This is a genomic window from uncultured Fluviicola sp. (assembly GCF_902168135.1).
Lineage (GTDB): Bacteria > Bacteroidota > Bacteroidia > Flavobacteriales_D > Crocinitomicaceae > Fluviicola.
Genome location: NZ_CABHOL010000015.1, coordinates 106,798 through 126,365, shown reverse-complemented (window position 1 = coordinate 126,365; position 19,568 = coordinate 106,798). Strand labels below are relative to the sequence as shown.

The following is a 19,568-nucleotide window of genomic DNA, read 5'->3' as shown; positions in this document are numbered from 1 at the left end:
ACCAATAGATTCAAAATAATCAATGCATAACTTGTATTTATGCGACAGGAAGAATCGAATATTGCATATTTTCAAGAACAGCTTTTAGGTTGGTACCTAGTTAATGGACGAATTTTTCCTTGGAGAAAGCCAGGACTCTCCAAATACAAATTGATTATAGCAGAGGTTCTTTTGCAACGAACCAAAGCAGAAACCATTTCAAAATATTATGATGGTTTTTTGTTAAAGTTCCCAAGTTGGCATTCACTTGTTGATGCGGGTCCTGAACGAATTGGAGATTATTTAAAACCTATTGGATTGTACCAGCAACGATCCAAAAGATTGTATGCATTAGCGGTTGAAATGGTCAAACGGAATGGAATTCTCCCAAAAGATCGGTCTTCATTAGATGAAATACCTTTCTTGGGACAATACATTGCGAATGCTATCGAGTTATTGATCTTTGAAAAGCGAAGCCCGCTTTTGGATGTAAATATGGCGCGCGTGTTAGAACGTTATTTTGGTGAACGAAAAATGGCTGATATACGTTATGATCCCTATCTACAAGATTTGGCGTATAAAATTGCTGATACTGAATTTTCGAAAGAAATTAATTGGGGAATATTGGATTTTGCAGCTTTGATTTGTAAGGCTAGGAAACCGTTGTGCGAGATCTGCTTACTAAAAAAACAATGCTTATTTTTTAGTCAATTACCAGTAATGACAACTCCATGACTTAAATCATTTAACATATGCCAATATGCTGTTCTATTTGAATTTGGTAGTGTTTTACAATATGAAATAAGTTTTCTCTGAGCTCTAAGTTTGATCCTTTTATAGAGCTGAAAAAAAGAAAGTTTCTGCTCTAGGTAGTCTTCTAATGAATACTTTAATACATCAACGATGTCGTTTCTGTAATTTTCAATATCTCGTTCAGTGACTTCATTTATCCAACGATCTTCTGTACCGTATCTATCATAATCATCTGTAACAAGATTTGGAAAACCAATACTTCCTTTTAGCTTTGCTCCCCAAGAATATTTCAAGATGAATTCGTTAGATCTACAGCTTAATAATATGAGTCTACGCTTTTGGAATAAACTTAGTTCAGTTTCTTGAATTAAAACGCCATGATTATAATCAATAGTTAATGCGCCACTTATTGCCGAGCTCATACCATGACCCATAAATAATACAGTTGAATCTTCAGAAAACAACGCTTGACCATTATCCAAAATAAGTCTATGATCTGCCTCGGATTTTAATCTAAAAACCTTTATTGAGGAGGTTATTAGATTATCTTCCAGATAATTTACAATCTCTTCCAGAAAATCGGTGGTTGAATCCTTAGGAAAAATAATATATAATTTCATTCGTTGTCCAGATGAGAGAGATGTGCAATGGTAAGCGCTAATATTTTCTTTTTGAACGATTCAGAAAGGTTATCATCTTCTTCTATTTTTTTTGCTATCTGATTTAGTGTTAATCCTTCGTATACGTCAACCGCAGCATTTAATTTAAGATCACCGTTTCCTTTAAGTTCTTCAATTAAGAAATCATCTCCTTGATCATGAACTTTCTTAATGTGCTCAACTACCTTTTCTTCATAATCTTCTCTTTTACAAAAATCAACAATTTCAAGATTAATAAGAGTCTTGAACTTGCCCCAAGCCGATTCGAAATCTGATGTATCCCGATAATCATTTAAGTATGTCTCAACGATTTCATTTAATTCAGATGAATATAGAATTTTCTTAGAATTCTTTAATCGGTGAAGAGAGTTAAACCTTTTAATCAACGAAACACCATCTACAAAATTTTTTTCTTCCTCGGGTTCATTAAGCTTAAAATCAAACGCAATCATGTGGAATCTTCTTGAAGAGTATTCTCTCTCAAATTTTTCCATTACTAAATTTAAGTCTATTCGACCCTGTTCGTTGACCACATCATTGCCATCAGGTAAACCGACATTAAATTGAATACAATTAATTCCAAGATTAAATCTTTGGGCAATGCTATTAATTTTATCTATAGCTTCAGTCTGATCGTCGTTGTCAATGATTAGTAGGGTTTTCATTATGTGTAAGATTTGCTAATTAATATTTCAAAAGAAGCACCCTTTAATTGAGGGTGATTTCCGGAATAATTTATAGTCCCTTGCATCTTTGCTAGTGTTTTTCTAACATGATTCAGTCCAATACCCGATCCATCAGTCGTTGTAACGCCTAAATCAAAGATAAGCTCTTCATTATCTTGAAACTTAGAGGCTAATCCACAACCATTGTCTGAGAATAGTATTCTTAAAGATGAATCGATTTTTGATATCATTATGTTTACTATTGTAGCTCCCGCTTTTACAGAATTGGAGATGAGGTCATCCAGAATAAGAGATAAGTCCAAAATACTTATTCTTTTAGTAAACTCATCATCAATTGATTCAATTGTAAAAATCAATTCATTTTCTTCATACATTGAGTTATATAATTCAAAATACTGTACTATGAATTTTATGATATTAACATCTTGGTAGTCCGAATTTGCTTTAAAATTCGCTCTAGTTATTAGATTTGAGATTTTTAAAGCTTTATCAGAGTTATAAATTATTTCACTTGCCCATTTTAAAGCAATATTTTTTTTAAGACGATCTTCAATAATTGAGTCATAAAGGTTTTGAGCATTTTGTTTTGATCGCTTACTTGTTAATTTAACGTTATGAATAAGACCCTTAGCATCATCACTTAATGTTCTTTTGGATGCAAGTAGATAAGTGTTTTTTTCTTTTTCTATTTGAAGTTCAGCTTCTAATCTTTGTCGATCTCGTTCTTTTTCTTCTAGTATTTGGTTCAATGTCTCAAGTTCTTCGATTTTATTTTTTAAGTCATCATTAACCTCATTAAGATCTTTAGATTTAGAATTAGCGGGGAAAGAATCTACTTCTTTTTGTGTAATCTGTAAACGTTGTATAAAAGTGGAAAGTTCTTTGGGAGATAATTCTTTATTCGACAATTCATCGATGATAAATTCAAGATCTAACCTTGCTTTATTTGCCTGAACTTCAATTAATTCAGCCACAAAATTTTGGTTTATTTTCAAACGTAAAATATCGTCTTTTTTTGAATCAATTATATTTTCGACAACCCTTAGGATTCGCTTATTTCGTGTTAGTGAATCTTCAGTATAAAGTTCTCTGCTTTCATCCCATGTTGGATCATTCAAAACTTCATCTTCTAATTTAAAACTGTTCTTTTCAACAACGCTATCCCATTTTATACCCTCAACGACGAATCGCTCCAATCGTCTGAATATTTTATAGTAATATCCGAAAGGGGAACTACTTTTAGTAAGTTGCGTGAAAATCTCATCATGTACAACACCCGAACGATTGGAAATAATCTTGAAATCATCGTCTTCATCAGTGATTTCAATTCTACCGATAACTTCTCGGGTTCCTAAATATCTTGTTCTTCCTTGCCCTTTCCGACTTTCCATCCCCAACCAATCATCGCCATAATCACCGTATGGGGGAATTCTAAAACCATTTATAAATAAGAATATTGATCCAAATTCAAAAGATCTCATCCCTGTTTGTTTTGTAAAATAAGCTTTGGAATATGGATTTAGATAATATAAATGAATTCTTATATTCTTTAGATGATGAAAAGGGTTTTTTTCTACCAAAGTAAAAATCGTATTTCCTCGATCTTGTAAAACAGTGATGATGTACTTTCCACTACTGTTTATTTTAGATTGGATACTAGTTGATTTAAAATCAAGTTTTTCAAAAATACGATTTTTCACAGGCCCATTAACCCTTTCGGAATAAGATATGCCTTTCTCAAGATCTAAAAATTCATCTGCTTTAAGCATAATGTCAAATTTAGATGCATTGAACGATTGATTAGGATTTATCAATCGTTCAATTTGTCGTTTTAATGATAAAATTTTTCCACGATCCCATCTCTCTCTCAAAGATGATATCCATAATAAGGTTCCACTTCTCATAGGTGGAAATCCTGTTTCTGCTACAAAAGTTTTTTGAGAAACCTCGATTAAATCTAATTCTACATCCTGAATGTTTAGGTTAATATCATCTGAAATTTCAAATTGCTCCCAATGTATAACTAATTTAATGATAGAATTTCCGCGTTTTTTGGTGTAAATAGCCAAATGTTTTCCTAAACGATCACAAGAAAAGCGACCCACGCCTTTATTTCCAGCTAAAATTCTCCCATATTCCTCTCGCTTTTCCTTTTTCTCAGAATATGCAATATTAAGCCACTTATTCTCCAAATCATATTGGGACATTCCTTTTCCCGAGTCGTGAATTAAAATTTCAGAATCATTTTCTTTTTTATAAGATTCATCATCAAGAGGTGAGACAACTTTCCTGAAAATAATTTCCACATTATTTGATCCTGCATCGAAAGAATTTTTAAGAAGCTCTAATACAGCAATATTATCGTCGGTAATTAAATCCTTACCAATAATACTTTTCAAAAGTACATTAGTACGAAATTTAACCTTTGACATGAGGTGCTAATAATTGCTTTAGTATTGTACCACTTTGTTCACCAAAAAGTGGAGGAATAGCATTTCCAATCTGCGTGTATCTTGGGACCTCCTGTGTTCTCCTTTTTCCTCCTGTAGTATACTTTCCTTTAAAAATATATGTGTCGGGGAAACTCTGAATTCGTGCATATTCACGAACTGTTAGAATTCTGGGTTCGCAATAATGGATATAGTCGTCTGGCAAGGTAGTAATTGTTGGACTTTTATCTTGACTGTTTAGTGGAATAATAGTGTGTTTTTTAATATTGAATTTCTCACGAATGGTTTTACTAACATCAAAATTTCTTCTGTCCTTGGTGGATTCCAAAATTTCTGAAAATCGTTTTATAATTTCTGAGGAATGATTAGGAAAGCGATGGCTATCGGGAATATTATCTTTTACTCCTTTACGCATTAGTTTTTGAAAACCACAAGAAGATTTACCATATATTCCAGATTTAAAGTTCTTATAGTCTGGAGTTGATGCCTGTCCATTAGATTTTACTAAATCAGATATTGCATTTTCTAAACTTGTATTTGGAGTTATTCCTTTTTTCTTTAAGAAAGAAAATTTATTGCTCTCCAGCATTTCAAAAAAAGAATCAACTTTTTCTTGGGTTACTTCTGGATTGTTTTCTTGTAATCCTACAAGGATAAAACGTGTTCTTTTTTGAGGGATACCATAGTCACCAAAATTCACCAATCGTCCTTTCACAATGTATCCAGCTTTTCGTAAGCTTTGAGTTACTAATGTAGAGTATGCGACACCTTTTTCTTTATTCTTTTTAAATTCCATTGTGAAGCCCTTTACATTTTCAAAAAAAATCATTTTAGGTTGTACAAGTTTTACAAATTCTATGTACGAGTTAATTAAGTTGTTTCTAAGATCATTTTCATTGCGGCGACCTGCCATCGAAAAACCTTGACAGGGCGGACCTCCGGCAACCAAGTCAACATTTCCTCTTAGAAGCTTTAATTCTGAGCGATATCGATCAATTACCTCGTTAATTTCAAGGTTTTTCTGAGGTAACCATTCAGGCCACGAAAAGTGTTTTTTATTGATAATTAAATTATACTCAAGTGTTTGAAATGCGTCTGGGCTTTTCTCGACAGCAAAAATACCATTCCATCCAGCATTGTGCAGACCAAGAGACAATCCTCCGCAACCTGCAAATAAATCAATATAATTATAAGAGGGATTAATTTGCTGATTATTTAAAATTGGATTCTGAATCAATGAATCTGTGAAATCAAATTTGGTTCTACTCATAGAAACTACGTAATATATACAAAAATACTTTTTGTTGAACGTAAAATATTTACGTAATATGAAAGATATTGACTTTTAAATGATAATAAAGTAGTATTCCCTATTAATTTGTCTTATTAAGTTGAATATTAATTAATGTTCCAAGAAAAATAAGGACCATCCTCGTCAACACCATCGGGTAATGAAAATTGTCCGTTTGGACCGATGGAAACAAAAACATCGTTTCCTTTATCGGTATCTATGTTAAAAACTGAGAATATTAAATGTGCCCAATACTCTTTTGGATAACGTAACATACAAAAAATGAATTCCACCGGAACTTGCTTTACATTATCAATTCTTCGAAAGTCAAGAAGATCGTTGAACTTAATAAATAATTTATCACCTTCTTTTTTCCAAACATGCTCGCAATTACATTCGTATTCTTCTTCCTTATCTTCAAATATTTTACGATCTCCACATTGTGGGCAATGAAAATAAATATCATTACAACTTCTACATTTACCGGCGTACCAATCATAGAATAAGTCTATATTTTCTCTGTACAATACTCCATCACTATCCATTACTACGCATTCATCCGGACATTCATAGCACATAAACCATTTATTAGGAACAACAAGATCCAAAGCTTCCTCTATTGTGAGAATCTTTAGATCGACATCGTGAAATTTTGCTTTGATTTCTGTCGGCTCCGTCCAACCATTGTTTGTGACGATAATAACTTTGTTAGCATTAACTGAATGAGCTAAACCCATAACCCCTTCTAAATCTTTAACATCAATTTTTTCTTCGCTTTTCTTCGCGTCAATTATAATACGTATTTGGTGATCTCCTAATTGTAACTCCCATAAAGTATCAATTTGTCGTTTTTGATTAGTGATCTTATCTGGTAAATAAACATTGTTTTTGACAACTCCCATTTCGTTCATTTGCTCGTATAGTTTTCCTACGGCTGCTTGATATTCTTGCCAAGTCATAAATAGAATATTAAAGTGAAGTAGTTTAATAAACATCAATAATACGAAATCATTCTCTAATGCTTCCCCCCCCTTCCCTCAACCACATCCCCCCTTCAATCAATTTCCAAACACCTGTCTTTCAACTATCGGCAAAAACCCTTAGCTTGCACCAAACTACGGTTATGAAAACAAAATCTACCTTGCTAATCGCTTGTTTGCTGGGGGCAGTTTTGCAGCTAAACGCACAGCAAACTCTGACTTGTCAGCATCCGAATACCGATACAGAATCGCTCAAACAAATCAAATCGCTTTTGACTCATTCTCAGAAATCAACTGATTTGAAGATCATTCCGGTGGTTTTTCACGTGTTGCATCAATACGGAAGTGAAAATATTTCTGATCTGCAGATTTTGGACGCACTGGAAAACCTCAATGCAGATTTTCAGAAATTGAATAACGATACTACGCTTGTAACAGCTCCTTTTGATACCATTCTGGGGGACGTAAACTTCGAATTTCGCTTGGCAACCATTGACCCTAGCGGAAATCCGACGAATGGAATAAATCGGATTTTTAGTTCGCTGACGAATAGGGCTGATGAAAACTCTATGATTTATGAGTGGGATTCCGATCACTATGTCAATATTTGGGTGGTTAAAACATTAAATTATTCCGGGATAGCAGGTTTTTCAACGAATCCTTTATCAGATGCAGACTCCTGTACGCAAGGCATTGTGCTACTGAATTCATACGTAGGAAGCATAGGAACTGCAGGGAACGCAATGCGTCATTTCCTGACGCATGAAATGGGTCATTATTTTGGCTTGTTTGATTTAACGGAAACCGAGAGCTCCATTCCTTCCAACAATGATTGCGGTTACTCCGACGGGATTTTTGACACGCCGCATCATTCCATGAATTATGTGTGTTCGATCCCGCAAAATTCTTGTAACGATTCACTCTACGCGGAAAGCTTTAATTATTGGGGATACGATGTTCCGGACATGTATCAAAATTTTATGGTGCTTGGATATTGCAGGGCCATGTTTACAAAAGGCCAGGCAGCATTGATGCGCAGTGTGGCTGAAAGCCCGTTGTATGGCCGGGATCAGCTTTGGACACCTGCAAACTTAGCAGCAACCGGAACTGCTGGCGCAACCCCGCCTGCTTCAACAGCCGTTCCGTCTTCAGATTTTGGGGTGAAAACTTACGGATTAGGAACCACTTTCGGAATGTTTACCTGTGTGGGTGATTCGGTATCCTTTTTAAATGCTTCCGGTCAGGGGAATGTGGTGAGTTATCAGTGGTCGTTTCCCGGTGGAAGTCCGTCTGGCTCCACGCTTGCCAATCCGAAAACTGCTTACATGAATCCGGGATATTATGATGTTACATTGACGGTTACCAACGCAAACGGATCGAGTACAACCACCAAAAGCGGTGTTGTTTACGTAAGTGGCAGCTGGCCGGAGTACACAGGACCAACGGTGCAGCACTTTGACCAGTCGGGAAATTTTTGGCAGAGCGAGAATGTAAATAACGACAGTGGTTATTTCCAGCGAATTCCAACCAGCGGAACGCAGAATTCGGGTTGTTTTCTCCTGGGAAACCACTATGAACCGGATACAACGAATCCTTGTTTGGCAGATCCGATGCAGATTAATGGAAATAAAGATAACCTGGTTTCGCCGGCGTTTGATTTGTCTAACACAACCGGAGTAACAGTTTCATTTGATTATGCTTATGGTTCGGCAGCAATTCCGGATTCTGCTACAGAAGTATTGAAGATCTATTATTCCAGGGATTGCGGTAAAACCTGGATTCAGAAGAATATCATCATGGAAGATACGGCTTTGATCACCGCTTTTGCAGCGCAGAACTCGGCATATACACCTGCTCAAAATCACTGGAAGCATGTTTCATTCCCACACACTTCTACTGCGATGGATACCAAAACACGCTTTAAATTTGAGTTTGTTGCGTCAAATTATTCGAACAACTTCTATTTCGACAACTTTGTGATTGACGGCGTATTGGGAATTTCGGACAACGAACTTTCGGGAGTCAGCATCTTCCCGAATCCTTCTCAAAAAGGCGGAATGATTGGGATTTCAGGCTTGAGCAGTTCAAATGCCCTTTTAGCAATTAGAGATATCCAGGGAAAATTGGTTTACCAAAAAGAACTCTCCGGAAACGAAGCGGAACTGAATACGAGTTTGCAATCCGGGTGTTATTTGGTGGAGATTACCCAAAACGGATCTCAATTCCTGACGCGGTTGATCATAGAGTAAATAGTTTAAACCACTCAATTCTAACGAAGTATGAAATTCTCCAGTAGAAAAAGTGTTTTCTTCAGTCTTTTGGTTTTAGGATCAGTGGTATTTCTCATGGGGTTTTCAATTTGCGGACTCATCTTTGGTTGGATTGAGCGCTCAGATTTTTGGGTCGTGATTCCTTTCTCGCTAATTAGTGCTTTATTGCTTTGGATTTATTTCGGAACGTACTATCAATTGACGGAAACAGAATTGATCTACCGCAGCGGACCGATCAGGGGGAAAATCAGGATCCCTGAAATCCGTGAAATTGCAAAAGGAAAAACCATGTACGCAGGATTAAAACCGGCAACTGCAGCGAAAGGGTTGATCATCAAATTCGGGAAATACGATGAAATTTACATCAGTCCGGCTACGAATGAGTTGTTTCTATCGGCGATCCTGGAACGCAACCCGGAAATAGTGGTCTCGAAATAAACGAACTAAAAAAACCCTGACATGTATCGCCAGGGTTTCCTTAGGTGTATTATAAAATTTCGTTGAGTGAAACAGTGCTGTTGTAAAAAGAAACAATCTCGTTTCGGCTTCCGTCAAAGTAAAACTTCAAAATGTAGTCCGCCAGGTAATCGCGGTACTGCTCGCGGCCAATTTTCGGAAGGTAGATGTAACCTCTTCCCATTGGTTTGTGCTTGATGAATTTTTTACGTTCAAGGATTCTTACAATAGTAGAGACAGTGTTGTAAGCGGGTTTCGGATTTGGGTACATATCAACAATTTCCTTTACTGTTGCTTTCTCCAGTTTCCAAAGTCTTAACATGACTTTCTCTTCAGCGGGTGTTAGTCTTTCCATGTTATAATAATTTGTGGTAATGTGACAAATCTAACAAAAAAACTGATTCCACCAAACTATTTACTTATAATTTTAGTTTTACCTTTAAATCCTTATCTAAACCGTTTTTGTTTAAGTAAATGTTAATCGTTTTTAAACGGAAATAGTTCTCGGAAACATACAGATAACCTTGTGGTAAATTATCCGTCCCCCAGGAATTTTTCACCAGGAAGTAACGCGTACCGTTTTGATCCTTGAATAACCCAACAATGTGCATTCCATGATCGTCTGTTGTTACTTTTCCGTCGTAACCATCCTGGCGCAGCTCCTGTGTAATCACTTTTTCTTTTACCGGCTCTAAAAATGCATTGGATGATTTTGCAGCTCCGGCATCGTTGAACGACTTGTTGTCTTTTCCACGGGTTTGGATCGTAGATTCATCTTCCGGTACGATTGCAATACCCTGGCGGAAGTTGAACCCTTTCTCGGAAACGTCAGCTCCCCAAGCCAAAGTGTAGCCATTTTTCAATGCAGTTTCTGCAACGGTTACCATATCTTCCAAAGGAACGTTGTAGCTGTCACCCCAAGCCCAGTTGTCAGGAATAGCAATTTCACACGGCTCATAGAACGGGTCGTTGCTGAAAGAAGTAATGGAAACATAATCGTCCATTTTCAATCCCAAAGAACTGGCGTAAGTCATCGGTGTGTATTTTTTTCCTTCGAATGTGAATTCTGTTACATCCGGACCTAAATAAGCATCTAAAAGAGAAGAAAATGCTTTTTTCCACTCTTTCCCGATTCCGTGACCTTTCTGAACTTCAGCAAGAACTGTTTGCATGAAACTGTTCAAAACAGCGAACAATTCTTCATGGTTATAAGTCGTTTTTCCGTTCATCAATCCCGTGTAAACACTTTTCGGAACAATTCCGTAACGCTTGATCACGTATGGAATATCGTGGAATGCACCACCTTCGCTAAAGTTAATTTTTCCGTCCATACGGATAAAACGGTCTGCTTTTGATTCGTAAGCTTTGCGAACAATATACATTTCAGCCAGCTCAGCCGGATTTTTGTGACCTAAACGGATCAATTCGCTTTCAAAGAAAGACAAAGATGAAAAGCTCCAGCATGTTCCTGTCATTCCCTGGTTCTCAACCGGATTTGCGTCCAACTGAGCAACTTTGGTGAATTGGTACTTACTATCTGCGGCGTTTGTTACTGTTTGTCCAAAGGTAATTTGGGTACTCAGAGCCAAGACTCCAAATAAAAGATGTTTTTTCATTTTTCTAGTTTAATGGCCCCTAAAATAGAAATTTACCTGCAAACAGACTTGTTATTTAATGTATTAGTTGAAACCGCCTTCCGGGAAGCGAGCGGACTAAGCCCTTGAATTCCAAACTTAACAAGTCGCTGGAAACTTCGCTAACGGGAAGAGAGGACAAATAACCGATGGTGTCTAAGGTCAGTTCCGGTTTGGTTTTCAGCACAGCCATGATTTTTTCTTCCCTTCCGTTCAGGTCCACAAATAGAGCGCGCTGCTGACCGGGAAGTTGTTCTTTCGGTTCCCAGTTCATGCTTTTGATCAGGTCCTCAGAATTCCGGATCAATGTTGCCTGGTTTTTATGGATCAAGCTTAGACAGCCTTTGGAGAAAGGTCTTGAAATATCTCCCGGATAAGCAAAAACATCGCGGTTATAATCTGAAGCCAGTGATGCGGTAATCAACGATCCTCCCTTTTCTCCGCTTTCAACCACAATGGTGGCATCGGTTAAACCGGCTACAATCCTGTTCCGCATGGGAAAATGCGGAGGTTCGGGTTTTTGGGAAGGAATAAACTCACTGATGATCCCACCTGATTCCAGCATGCGTTCTGCAATTTTACGGTGTTCGCTCGGGTACATTTTCGAAAGACCATGCCCCAAAACTCCCCAGGTCGGGAGGTTTCGCTTCAGGGCTTCGAGATGAGCGTGGATATCGATTCCGTAAGCCATTCCACTCACAATGGTTACGTTTTGAGCTGCCAGCCCTTCGATGAGTTCCTGAGTCAACGCTTTTCCGTAATCGGTTGCGTGGCGCGTGCCAACGATTGAGACGAGTTTGTCCGGGTTCCAGTCAATATTTCCCTTGGTATAAAGCAGTAAAGGCGCGTCGGCGCATTGTTTCAATCTTCGCGGATAGTTTTTCTCGGTGAAAAAAACAGTTTCCCCGCCAATCCGATCCAGTTCCCGGATGACTTTATCTGCTTCCGTCAATGCATTCAGTCTCAATTTCATGGAAACAAAATCTGCGGGAATGCCCGGAATTTTGGCCAGGTTCAACCGCTTTTCCGTAAAGAATGCTTCCAGATCATTGAAATGGGAAACGATTACTCGTGCTCTTCGACTTCCGATACCACTTAAAAAGGTAAGTGCAATTTGATGATGAATAGTTGTAAAATTCAATTTTTTGGTACTTTGGTCTATTGAATATAAGAAAAAACACCCGTATGAAACAAGTGCTGCTCCTACTTTTTTTAGCCCCCATTACACTTTTTTCTCAGGAGATTGTCGGGACTGTTTTCGACGAAGAAACCAAAGAACCGATTCCTTTTGCACAGCTGTCAATCGAAGGCGGAGTTAGTACTTTTACCAATGAGAACGGGGAATTCTTATTCAGGATCGAAGCGTTTCCTGCTACTTGTATTATTTCGGCTACGGATTATTACCCGGATACGATAATCATCACTTCTACCCGGATTGAAGCCATCCGCTTAAAACCTCTGACACCTGTTCAGGATATCGGTCCCGTAGTTGTGGCTGCTTCCCGCAGAAAACAATCGGTGCAGGAATTGACTATTTCTTTAGACATTATAAAACCCGAGTTGATTGCCAATAAAGGAATAACAGATCTGGAACAAGCGGTCGACCAGGTTCCGGGAGCATATACCATGGACGGGCAGGTAAGTATTCGCGGCGGAAGCGGATTTACTTACGGTGCAGGAAGCCGGGTTTTGGTGCTTTGGAATGAAATCCCGCTGCTTTCCGCTGATGTGGGAGATGCAAAATGGAATTCTATTCCGATTGAGAATGCCCAGCAGATTGAAGTGATCAAAGGAGCATCTTCCGTACTATATGGCTCGGGAGCACTGAACGGGATGATTTCATTGATTGAGCGCGAACCGACGGAAAAAGCCAGTTTGAATGTCCAGGTGCAGGGAGGAATTTATGATAATCCGAAACGTGCAAGTTTGAAATGGTGGAATAAAAATCCCATGTTCTACCAGGGTGATGTTACTTTTTCCAAGCAGTTCGGGCGTTTTGGATTGACACTTGGAGCTTACGGATTTACCAACGACGGTTACCGCCAGGGGGAAACGGAAGACCGCGGACGTTTCAACGGAACCATCAGCTACCGCCCGAAGAAAATTAAAAATTTCAAAGCTTCACTCGGATGGAATGCACAGCTGCAAAAAACCGGGAATTTCATCATCTGGCAAAGCGATTCTTTGGCTTACCAGCCTTTCGGCGGAGCAGACACCAGCGTAACAGGTTCGAGTTTAACTTATAACCGTGGAATCCGTTTGTCAGTAGATCCGAGTGTGAAATATGTGGATAAATTTGGGAACAAGCACCAATTGCGGGGAAGGCTCTATTTCATAGATAATAAGAATTACACCAATCTTTCACAAAGCTCCAAATCGGAAGTTTGGTATGGTGACTACCAGTTCCAGCGCGGCTGGAACAACAACTCCTGGGTTTTGACAACCGGAGTGACCGCCATCGCCAATGAAGTCAGATCGTATTTATTCGGAGACCACAATTCCCTGAACGGGGCACTTTACCTGCAGGGAGAAAAGAACTGGAAAAAAGTGAACATCGTTGCCGGAATCCGCGGGGAATATTTCCAGCAGGACGGAAGACAGGGAGATTCGGATTATTATTTCGGAAAAGATTCTACGAAAAAAATACCGATCAGACCGATTATCCGTGCGGGGATTCATTATGCGGTTCTAAAACACACGCATTTACGTGCTTCATTCGGGCAGGGGGTTCGTTATCCGAGTGTTGCGGAAAGATACACCACCACTTCGGTCGGAGGCCTGCTCATTTTTGCCAACCCGGATTTAAAACCGGAAACCGGATGGGCCGCAGAATTAGGAATAAAACAAGGTGTAAAGATCGGAAACTGGAAGGGATTTGTGGATGTGGCCGGATTTATCAATCACTATGACAACATGATGGAATTTACCTTCGGGCTGTACAAACCGGATTCAATACCATTAAGCCTCAACCCCAATTCACCGGGATTTATTCAAAAATGGCTGGGGTTCCGGGCACAAAATGCAGAATCTGCAGATATAGCCGGAGCTGAAATTTCGGTTTCAGGGGAAGGAACCATCGGACCGATCCGGGTTTTGGCTTTATTGGGATACACCTACATGAACCCGATCTCGAAAAACCAGGATTCTGCTTACCGATCCACTTTTTCAGACACTTCCTCCAACATGCTGAAATACCGGTTTAATCACCTGGCAAAGGCAGATCTTCAGTTGGAGTGGAAAGGGATCAGTATCGGAGGGTCGATGCGTTTTAACAGCTACATGAAAAACGTGGATGCGATTTTTGAAAACGGATTTTTGGGACAGGAGATTCTCCCGGGGCTGAAAGATTACCGGAAAGAAAACAACGGGCCAACAATCGTGTTTGATGCGCGGATCGGTTATTGTTACAAGGAAAAATACAAGATCGCCTTTATAGTGAATAACATCGCGAATGCGGAGTATATGACCCGGCCGGGAGATATCCAGGCGCCAAGATCGTTTATGGTTCAGCTGAGTTATAAACTGTGAGTTGTACGGATAGAATTAATTGAGTACGGAAAATTGCAACGTGCTTTTAATGAGTAGTTTGTTTCTTTGTATCAGAAACTTATACTATGAAAAAGCGCTTGTTTTTTTTCATCTTCGCAACGGTTGTATGTTCCTGCACCATTACCAAACGCCATTTTGGAAATGGATATCATGTGGAATGGAACCGGAAAATCAAAACGGGAACTGGTTGGGAAGAAAATCCGAAAATGGAAGAATCGGAATCAAAAACGGGTTTCGCGGCTATTATCGCAGAGCCGGATTCTGGTGTCCCGAAGCAATTAATTATTGAAGTTCCGGATGTTTTGAAGGAAGAGCTAATTGATGATCACAACACATTCGATGAGTCAGTTCAATCAGAAGAGCAGACGGATATGGATAAAAAGATTGAAACTCCGGAAATCAAAATCACTAAAAAAGAAGAAAACGCGGAGGAACCAAAACGAGGAATGCACCCGCTGATGTGGGGAATTTGGGGAATGTGGAGCATAGCAATCGCTTGTATGTTCTTTGTTACTTTCTATGCTGAAGCCTTAATCGGCGTGGCATTAGGATTTTTTATCGCCCTGATTTTCGCACTTATTGTCCTAAGGTCTATGCGAAAGAATCCGGTTAAACAACCATTCAAGGGATTGAGTTATGGTTTTGGGATACCTGCTATTGTTTTTGGAGTAATTGCATCTGCTGGTTTGGGGCTTATCCTGGTAATGTTCTTTTTTGTCTAATTCGATCCGAAAAACTGAACGATCACTTTTGCCTTCGCTTTCCCGACAACGGAAGCTAAACTTTCTTCGCTTTGTTCTTTTACACGCTTTACGGATTTGAAGGTCTTGATCAGATCCTGCACCGTTTTTTCGCCGATTCCCGGAATGGTTTCCAGTTCGTTGTTCAATGCACTTTTGCTTCTGCGGTTGCGGTGATGGGTAATTCCAAAACGGTGAGCCTCATTTCTTAAATGCTGAATGACTTTCAGTGTTTCAGATCGCTTGTCCAGGTAAAGCGGCAGACTGTCTCCCGGGTAAAACAATTCTTCCAGCCGCTTGGCAATTCCGATAATGGCAATTTTTCCGCGCAGGTTTAGTTTTTCCAAGGATTCCAGTGCAGCACCCAATTGTCCTTTTCCACCGTCGATAATGATCAATTGCGGCAAAGGCTGATCTTCTTCCAGTAATCTTCTGTATCTGCGGTAAACAGCTTCACGCATCGTGGCAAAATCATCCGGACCTTCCACGGTTTGTACGTTAAAATGGCGGTAATCCTTTTTGCTGGGTTTCGCATCCTTGAAAACAACACAGGCCGAGACCGGATTTGTTCCCTGGATGTTCGAGTTATCGAAACATTCAATATGGACCGGAAGTTCCTTCAAACGCAGATCGGTTTTCATGGTTTCCAAAATGCGGTTGGTGTGTTTTTCAGGATCTTTGATTTTCTCCTGTTTGATCTTTTCCATGCGGTATGACCTGGCATTTCTAAGAGACAAATCGATCAATGCTTTTTTATCTCCGCGCTGCGGCGCAAAGAATCTAACACCTTCCATTTCCCAATCTACATCTGTTTCAACCAGGATTTCTTTTGCCTGGCTTTGGAAACGCTCACGCAGTTCGGGCAATACGAAAGTGATGATATCGGCCTGGGTCTCGTCTAATTTTCGCTTTACTTCGACCGTAATTCCATGAATGATGGCCCCATGATTGATCACCAGGTAATTCACAAAAACGATGTCATTGTCTTCTACCATGGAAACTACATCCACCTGGTGAATGGTCGGAGAAACCACTGTTGATTTTGCCTTGTATTTTTCCAGGATCTCAATGCGGGTTTTGATATCGTGGGCTTCCTCAAACCGGAAATCGGCAGAAGCCTGGTTCATCAATTGTTTTAAATTTTGGATAACGCTCGAAATATTCCCCTTCAGGATTCCTTCGATCTGCTCGATCATTTCGTTGTATTCGGATGCTTTTTGTTTTCCTTCACAGGGACCTTTGCATTTTCCAATGTGGTATTCCAAACAAACCTTGTAAGCGCTTTTTTCAATTTTGTTGGCTGCCAGATCAAGTGCACATGTTCTTAACGGAAACATTTCGCGGATGAGGTCCAGCAGCGTGTGCATGACTCTTCCGCTCGGATACGGACCATAGTAACGGGAACCGTCTTTGACCAGAACACGCGTAGAAAAAACCCTTGGAAACGGCTCTTTTTTGACGCAGATCCAGGGATAAGTTTTATCGTCCTTTAACTGGATATTGTATTTCGGAAGGTATTTTTTGATGAGGTTATTTTCGAGCAGCAAGGCATCCATTTCCGAATCCACTACAATGTATTGGATATCGGCAATTTTCTTGACAAGAATGTAAGTTTTTGCGTGCTCGTGGTTCTTTTTGAAGTAGGAAGAAACCCTTTTTTTCAGGTTCTTTGCTTTTCCAACATATAGAATGGTCCCGTTCTTATCGAAATATTGGTACACTCCGGGTTTATCAGGAAGCGTTTTCAATTTTAATCCGATGTCCATTTTTTTGTCCTCCACCATGTAAAGTTAAACAAGATGTCTGAAAATCGGGATATGCTGTGTTTATAAATAAACGCTTTGCAACAGAAGTTTTGGGAATTAATCTATTTTTGTATAAATGTCGGTAGTATGAAAAGAGTGATTGTTTTTTCTTTATTGTTAGTAGCCGGAGCAGGTTCTTTGATGAATTGTAACGGATCTAAAAAATTAGGATCGGGGTTTAATCTTTTCCCGGTGGACCAGGATCGTCAATTGGGAGCGCAGGTAGCCGCTGAGATTGATGGGAACCCGAAGGAATACCCTATATTGGATTCAGCTTCAAACAAAGAGGTTTACCAGTACTTGTACAAAATCCGCAACACGATTTTGAATTCGGGACAGGTACAGCATAAAAATGATTTTGCGTGGAGACTGCGTATTATCAAAGACGACAGCACATTGAACGCATTTTGTACTCCGGGAGGATACATTTACGTATATACCGGTATTTTGAAATACCTGGATAACGAATCTCAATTGGCCGGAGTATTGGGACATGAGATTGCTCATGCTGATTTCCGTCATTCAACACGCCAGATGACACAAATGTACGGAGTGGAAGTATTGCTTGCGATTGTAGCAGGAAACCGCCAGCAATTGTCGCAGATCACAGCCGGGTTGGTTGGTTTGAAATTCTCCCGTAATCATGAGTCGGAGGCGGATAAAGGTTCGGTAACTTACCTTTGTCCTACGGTTTATGCGGCAGATGGCGGTGCAGGTTTCTTTGAAAAGATCAATGCTGCCGGAGGATCCCGCACACCGGAATTTTTGAGCACACACCCGAATCCGGAAAACCGGATCGAAAATTTTAGAAATTACAGAATTGAAATGGCCTGCCAGGGAGTAAACGATTTTACTTCAGAGTATAAAAAGGTCATAGCCAAATTACCTTAAACACTTATATGCAATTATTTCTCGGAGACGGAAGCTATATTTTAACGAATGAAGGGATAGATTGTTCTATTCCATTGGAAGGATCGGAACAAAATGTCCGTGCCTGGTATGTTTCACCACCTGTTATCGAACCTGTTCGTGAGAATGGCTGGGTCGGATCAGTTGCTGAAGGAGGAAGCGTGAATTTCCGCAACATCCAATTCAACCCGCACGGACACGGAACCCACACAGAATGTTTGGGGCACATTACTTCTGAAGTGCATTCCGTAAATGGAATAATTGACAAGTTGTTGTATCCTGCGCTGGTTATTACCGTTGCGCCTGAAATCCGTTTACAGGCTGACGGATCTGTTGATCGCGTTATCACGGCGGCAAGTATATCTTCTCAGTTGGAAGGATTAAAAAGTGAAGCCCTGCTTATCCGCACACTTCCGAATGAAGAAGGGAAGATGCATCTGAATTATTCAGACACCAATCCGGCGTATTGCGATGTAAACATTTTACCGCTTTTAAACGAATTGGGGGTCATTCATTTGTTAGTCGACACACCTTCTGTGGATCGGGAAAAGGACGATGGCGAGCTGGCTTTTCATCACGGATTTTGGGGAGTTCCTAATGAGCAGCGCTTCGACCGGACCATTACGGAAATGATCTTTATTCCGGATGATGTTTTGGATGGAGAATACATGTTGAACCTGCAGACAGCACCTTTTGTAAATGATGCTACACCCAGCAGGCCGGTTTTGTTTCCGCTTCATCGAAATGCAGAGGATTAAAAAGATTATATTTGCTTAGAAATTAAAAAATGGCGCTATTTTTGGTGTCTCAAGAACGACAAATTTTTTAACCATGAAACGATTTTTTGCTTTTGCTGTTTTGACTCTTCTTCTTGCAAGCTGTGCTCAAAAAATTCCTTACACAGACCAGGTAAAACAGGATTTTGATTTAACACCTGAGAACATGACGAAGGTTCAGTTCTACACTTCTTCCAATATTATTTTGGAGAAAAGCCAGTCTTCCGGGAACCAGGGGACAGGAAGTGCAGGAGAGTTGGTAGTTAGTTCATCCAAAACACAGGACCGCATCATTATTCCTTCAAATACAAGAGGTGTTTTTGAAAAAATCGGCGCAAACAATGAAGTAGTTGTTCGTTTTGAAGTTGGTTCGGGCCGTGTAGTAAAGTTTGCTACCCGTGCAACACAAACAAGCGGGAAGTACTATCTGGTTGCAGACTGGAAGAATAATGGCGGAACCATGGAATACGGCGGTGAAACTTATACCATTGCTTCCGGAGGAAGCAGCGCATTCTTACAGGTGCGTTTGAAAAAGCTTCAGAAAACAAAACGTAAAGACCGCGTTGTTAAGGGAATGAAAGTTTAACAACAGGGAACAGGATATTGGAGACGGGAACACAATTTGTGTTCC

At 39.6% G+C, this 19,568-nt stretch carries 17 protein-coding genes; 8 read left to right on the top strand and 9 right to left on the bottom strand.

Annotated features, from left to right (window positions below; genetic code table 11):
* Positions 1–39: 39 nt before the first annotated feature.
* Positions 40–714 carry a hypothetical protein gene (locus tag QZT69_RS03625; RefSeq protein WP_294670599.1) on the top strand — a complete coding sequence of 225 codons (675 nt, stop codon included), beginning with the start codon at positions 40–42 and terminating at the stop codon, positions 712–714.
* Here the strand turns inward: QZT69_RS03625 and QZT69_RS03620 are convergent.
* The 5 genes from QZT69_RS03620 to QZT69_RS03600 form a co-directional block, all read right to left on the bottom strand.
* A complete protein-coding gene (locus QZT69_RS03620; RefSeq protein ID WP_294670596.1) occupies positions 687–1,352 on the bottom strand; it encodes a hypothetical protein in 666 nt (221 codons plus the stop codon). The genes QZT69_RS03625 and QZT69_RS03620 overlap by 28 nt on opposite strands.
* The gene (locus QZT69_RS03615; protein ID WP_294670595.1) at positions 1,349–2,056 is read right to left on the bottom strand and encodes a hypothetical protein; all 708 of its coding nucleotides are present in this window, start codon (positions 2,054–2,056) and stop codon (positions 1,349–1,351) included. Before QZT69_RS03615 ends, QZT69_RS03620 begins: the two co-directional genes overlap by 4 nt.
* The gene (locus tag QZT69_RS03610) at positions 2,056–4,509 is read right to left on the bottom strand and encodes an ATP-binding protein (protein WP_294670593.1); all 2,454 of its coding nucleotides are present in this window, start codon (positions 4,507–4,509) and stop codon (positions 2,056–2,058) included. The genes QZT69_RS03615 and QZT69_RS03610 overlap by 1 nt, the downstream gene beginning before the upstream one ends.
* Positions 4,496–5,797 (bottom strand): DNA cytosine methyltransferase, encoded by a 1,302-nt coding sequence (locus QZT69_RS03605; protein ID WP_294670592.1) that lies wholly within the window; start codon positions 5,795–5,797, stop codon positions 4,496–4,498. Before QZT69_RS03605 ends, QZT69_RS03610 begins: the two co-directional genes overlap by 14 nt.
* A gap of 128 nt (positions 5,798–5,925) precedes the next feature.
* Positions 5,926–6,777 carry a restriction endonuclease gene (locus QZT69_RS03600; protein WP_294670590.1) on the bottom strand — a complete coding sequence of 284 codons (852 nt, stop codon included), beginning with the start codon at positions 6,775–6,777 and terminating at the stop codon, positions 5,926–5,928.
* A gap of 164 nt (positions 6,778–6,941) precedes the next feature.
* On the opposite strand from QZT69_RS03600, the gene QZT69_RS03595 reads away from it, so the two are divergent.
* Positions 6,942–9,047: a M43 family zinc metalloprotease gene (locus QZT69_RS03595; RefSeq protein WP_294670588.1), complete on the top strand. Its 2,106-nt coding sequence runs from the start codon at positions 6,942–6,944 to the stop codon at positions 9,045–9,047.
* A gap of 30 nt (positions 9,048–9,077) precedes the next feature.
* The gene (locus tag QZT69_RS03590) at positions 9,078–9,506 is read left to right on the top strand and encodes a PH domain-containing protein (RefSeq protein WP_294670586.1); all 429 of its coding nucleotides are present in this window, start codon (positions 9,078–9,080) and stop codon (positions 9,504–9,506) included.
* Positions 9,507–9,555: 49 nt separating this feature from the next.
* Here QZT69_RS03590 and QZT69_RS03585 read toward each other — a convergent pair whose 3' ends face one another.
* The 3 genes from QZT69_RS03585 to dprA all read right to left on the bottom strand — a co-directional run bounded on the left by QZT69_RS03585 (position 9,556) and on the right by dprA (position 12,299).
* A complete protein-coding gene (locus tag QZT69_RS03585; RefSeq protein WP_294670585.1) occupies positions 9,556–9,879 on the bottom strand; it encodes a BlaI/MecI/CopY family transcriptional regulator in 324 nt (107 codons plus the stop codon).
* Positions 9,880–9,943: 64 nt separating this feature from the next.
* The gene (locus tag QZT69_RS03580) at positions 9,944–11,140 is read right to left on the bottom strand and encodes a C1 family peptidase (protein ID WP_294670583.1); all 1,197 of its coding nucleotides are present in this window, start codon (positions 11,138–11,140) and stop codon (positions 9,944–9,946) included.
* Between the two features lie 55 nt (positions 11,141–11,195).
* Entirely contained in the window at positions 11,196–12,299 is a 1,104-nt protein-coding gene (dprA, locus tag QZT69_RS03575; RefSeq protein ID WP_294670582.1) for a DNA-processing protein DprA, read from the bottom strand.
* A 44-nt stretch (positions 12,300–12,343) separates the two neighbouring features.
* Between dprA and QZT69_RS03570 the strand changes: the two genes are divergently transcribed.
* Positions 12,344–14,686 carry a TonB-dependent receptor gene (locus tag QZT69_RS03570; protein ID WP_294670581.1) on the top strand — a complete coding sequence of 781 codons (2,343 nt, stop codon included), beginning with the start codon at positions 12,344–12,346 and terminating at the stop codon, positions 14,684–14,686.
* Between the two features lie 86 nt (positions 14,687–14,772).
* The gene (locus QZT69_RS03565) at positions 14,773–15,429 is read left to right on the top strand and encodes a hypothetical protein (RefSeq protein WP_294670579.1); all 657 of its coding nucleotides are present in this window, start codon (positions 14,773–14,775) and stop codon (positions 15,427–15,429) included.
* Here the strand turns inward: QZT69_RS03565 and uvrC are convergent.
* The gene (gene uvrC / locus QZT69_RS03560) at positions 15,426–17,213 is read right to left on the bottom strand and encodes an excinuclease ABC subunit UvrC (RefSeq protein ID WP_294670578.1); all 1,788 of its coding nucleotides are present in this window, start codon (positions 17,211–17,213) and stop codon (positions 15,426–15,428) included. The genes QZT69_RS03565 and uvrC overlap by 4 nt on opposite strands.
* A 126-nt stretch (positions 17,214–17,339) precedes the next feature.
* On the opposite strand from uvrC, the gene QZT69_RS03555 reads away from it, so the two are divergent.
* The 3 genes from QZT69_RS03555 (at position 17,340) to QZT69_RS03545 (ending at position 19,523) form a co-directional block, all read left to right on the top strand.
* A complete protein-coding gene (locus QZT69_RS03555; protein ID WP_294670576.1) occupies positions 17,340–18,143 on the top strand; it encodes a M48 family metalloprotease in 804 nt (267 codons plus the stop codon).
* An 8-nt stretch (positions 18,144–18,151) separates the two neighbouring features.
* Positions 18,152–18,919 carry a cyclase family protein gene (locus QZT69_RS03550; protein ID WP_294670574.1) on the top strand — a complete coding sequence of 256 codons (768 nt, stop codon included), beginning with the start codon at positions 18,152–18,154 and terminating at the stop codon, positions 18,917–18,919.
* 73 nt (positions 18,920–18,992) lie between these two features.
* Positions 18,993–19,523, top strand: a complete 531-nt coding sequence (locus tag QZT69_RS03545) for a hypothetical protein (protein ID WP_294670573.1) — start codon at positions 18,993–18,995, stop codon at positions 19,521–19,523.
* Positions 19,524–19,568: the final 45 nt, after the last annotated feature.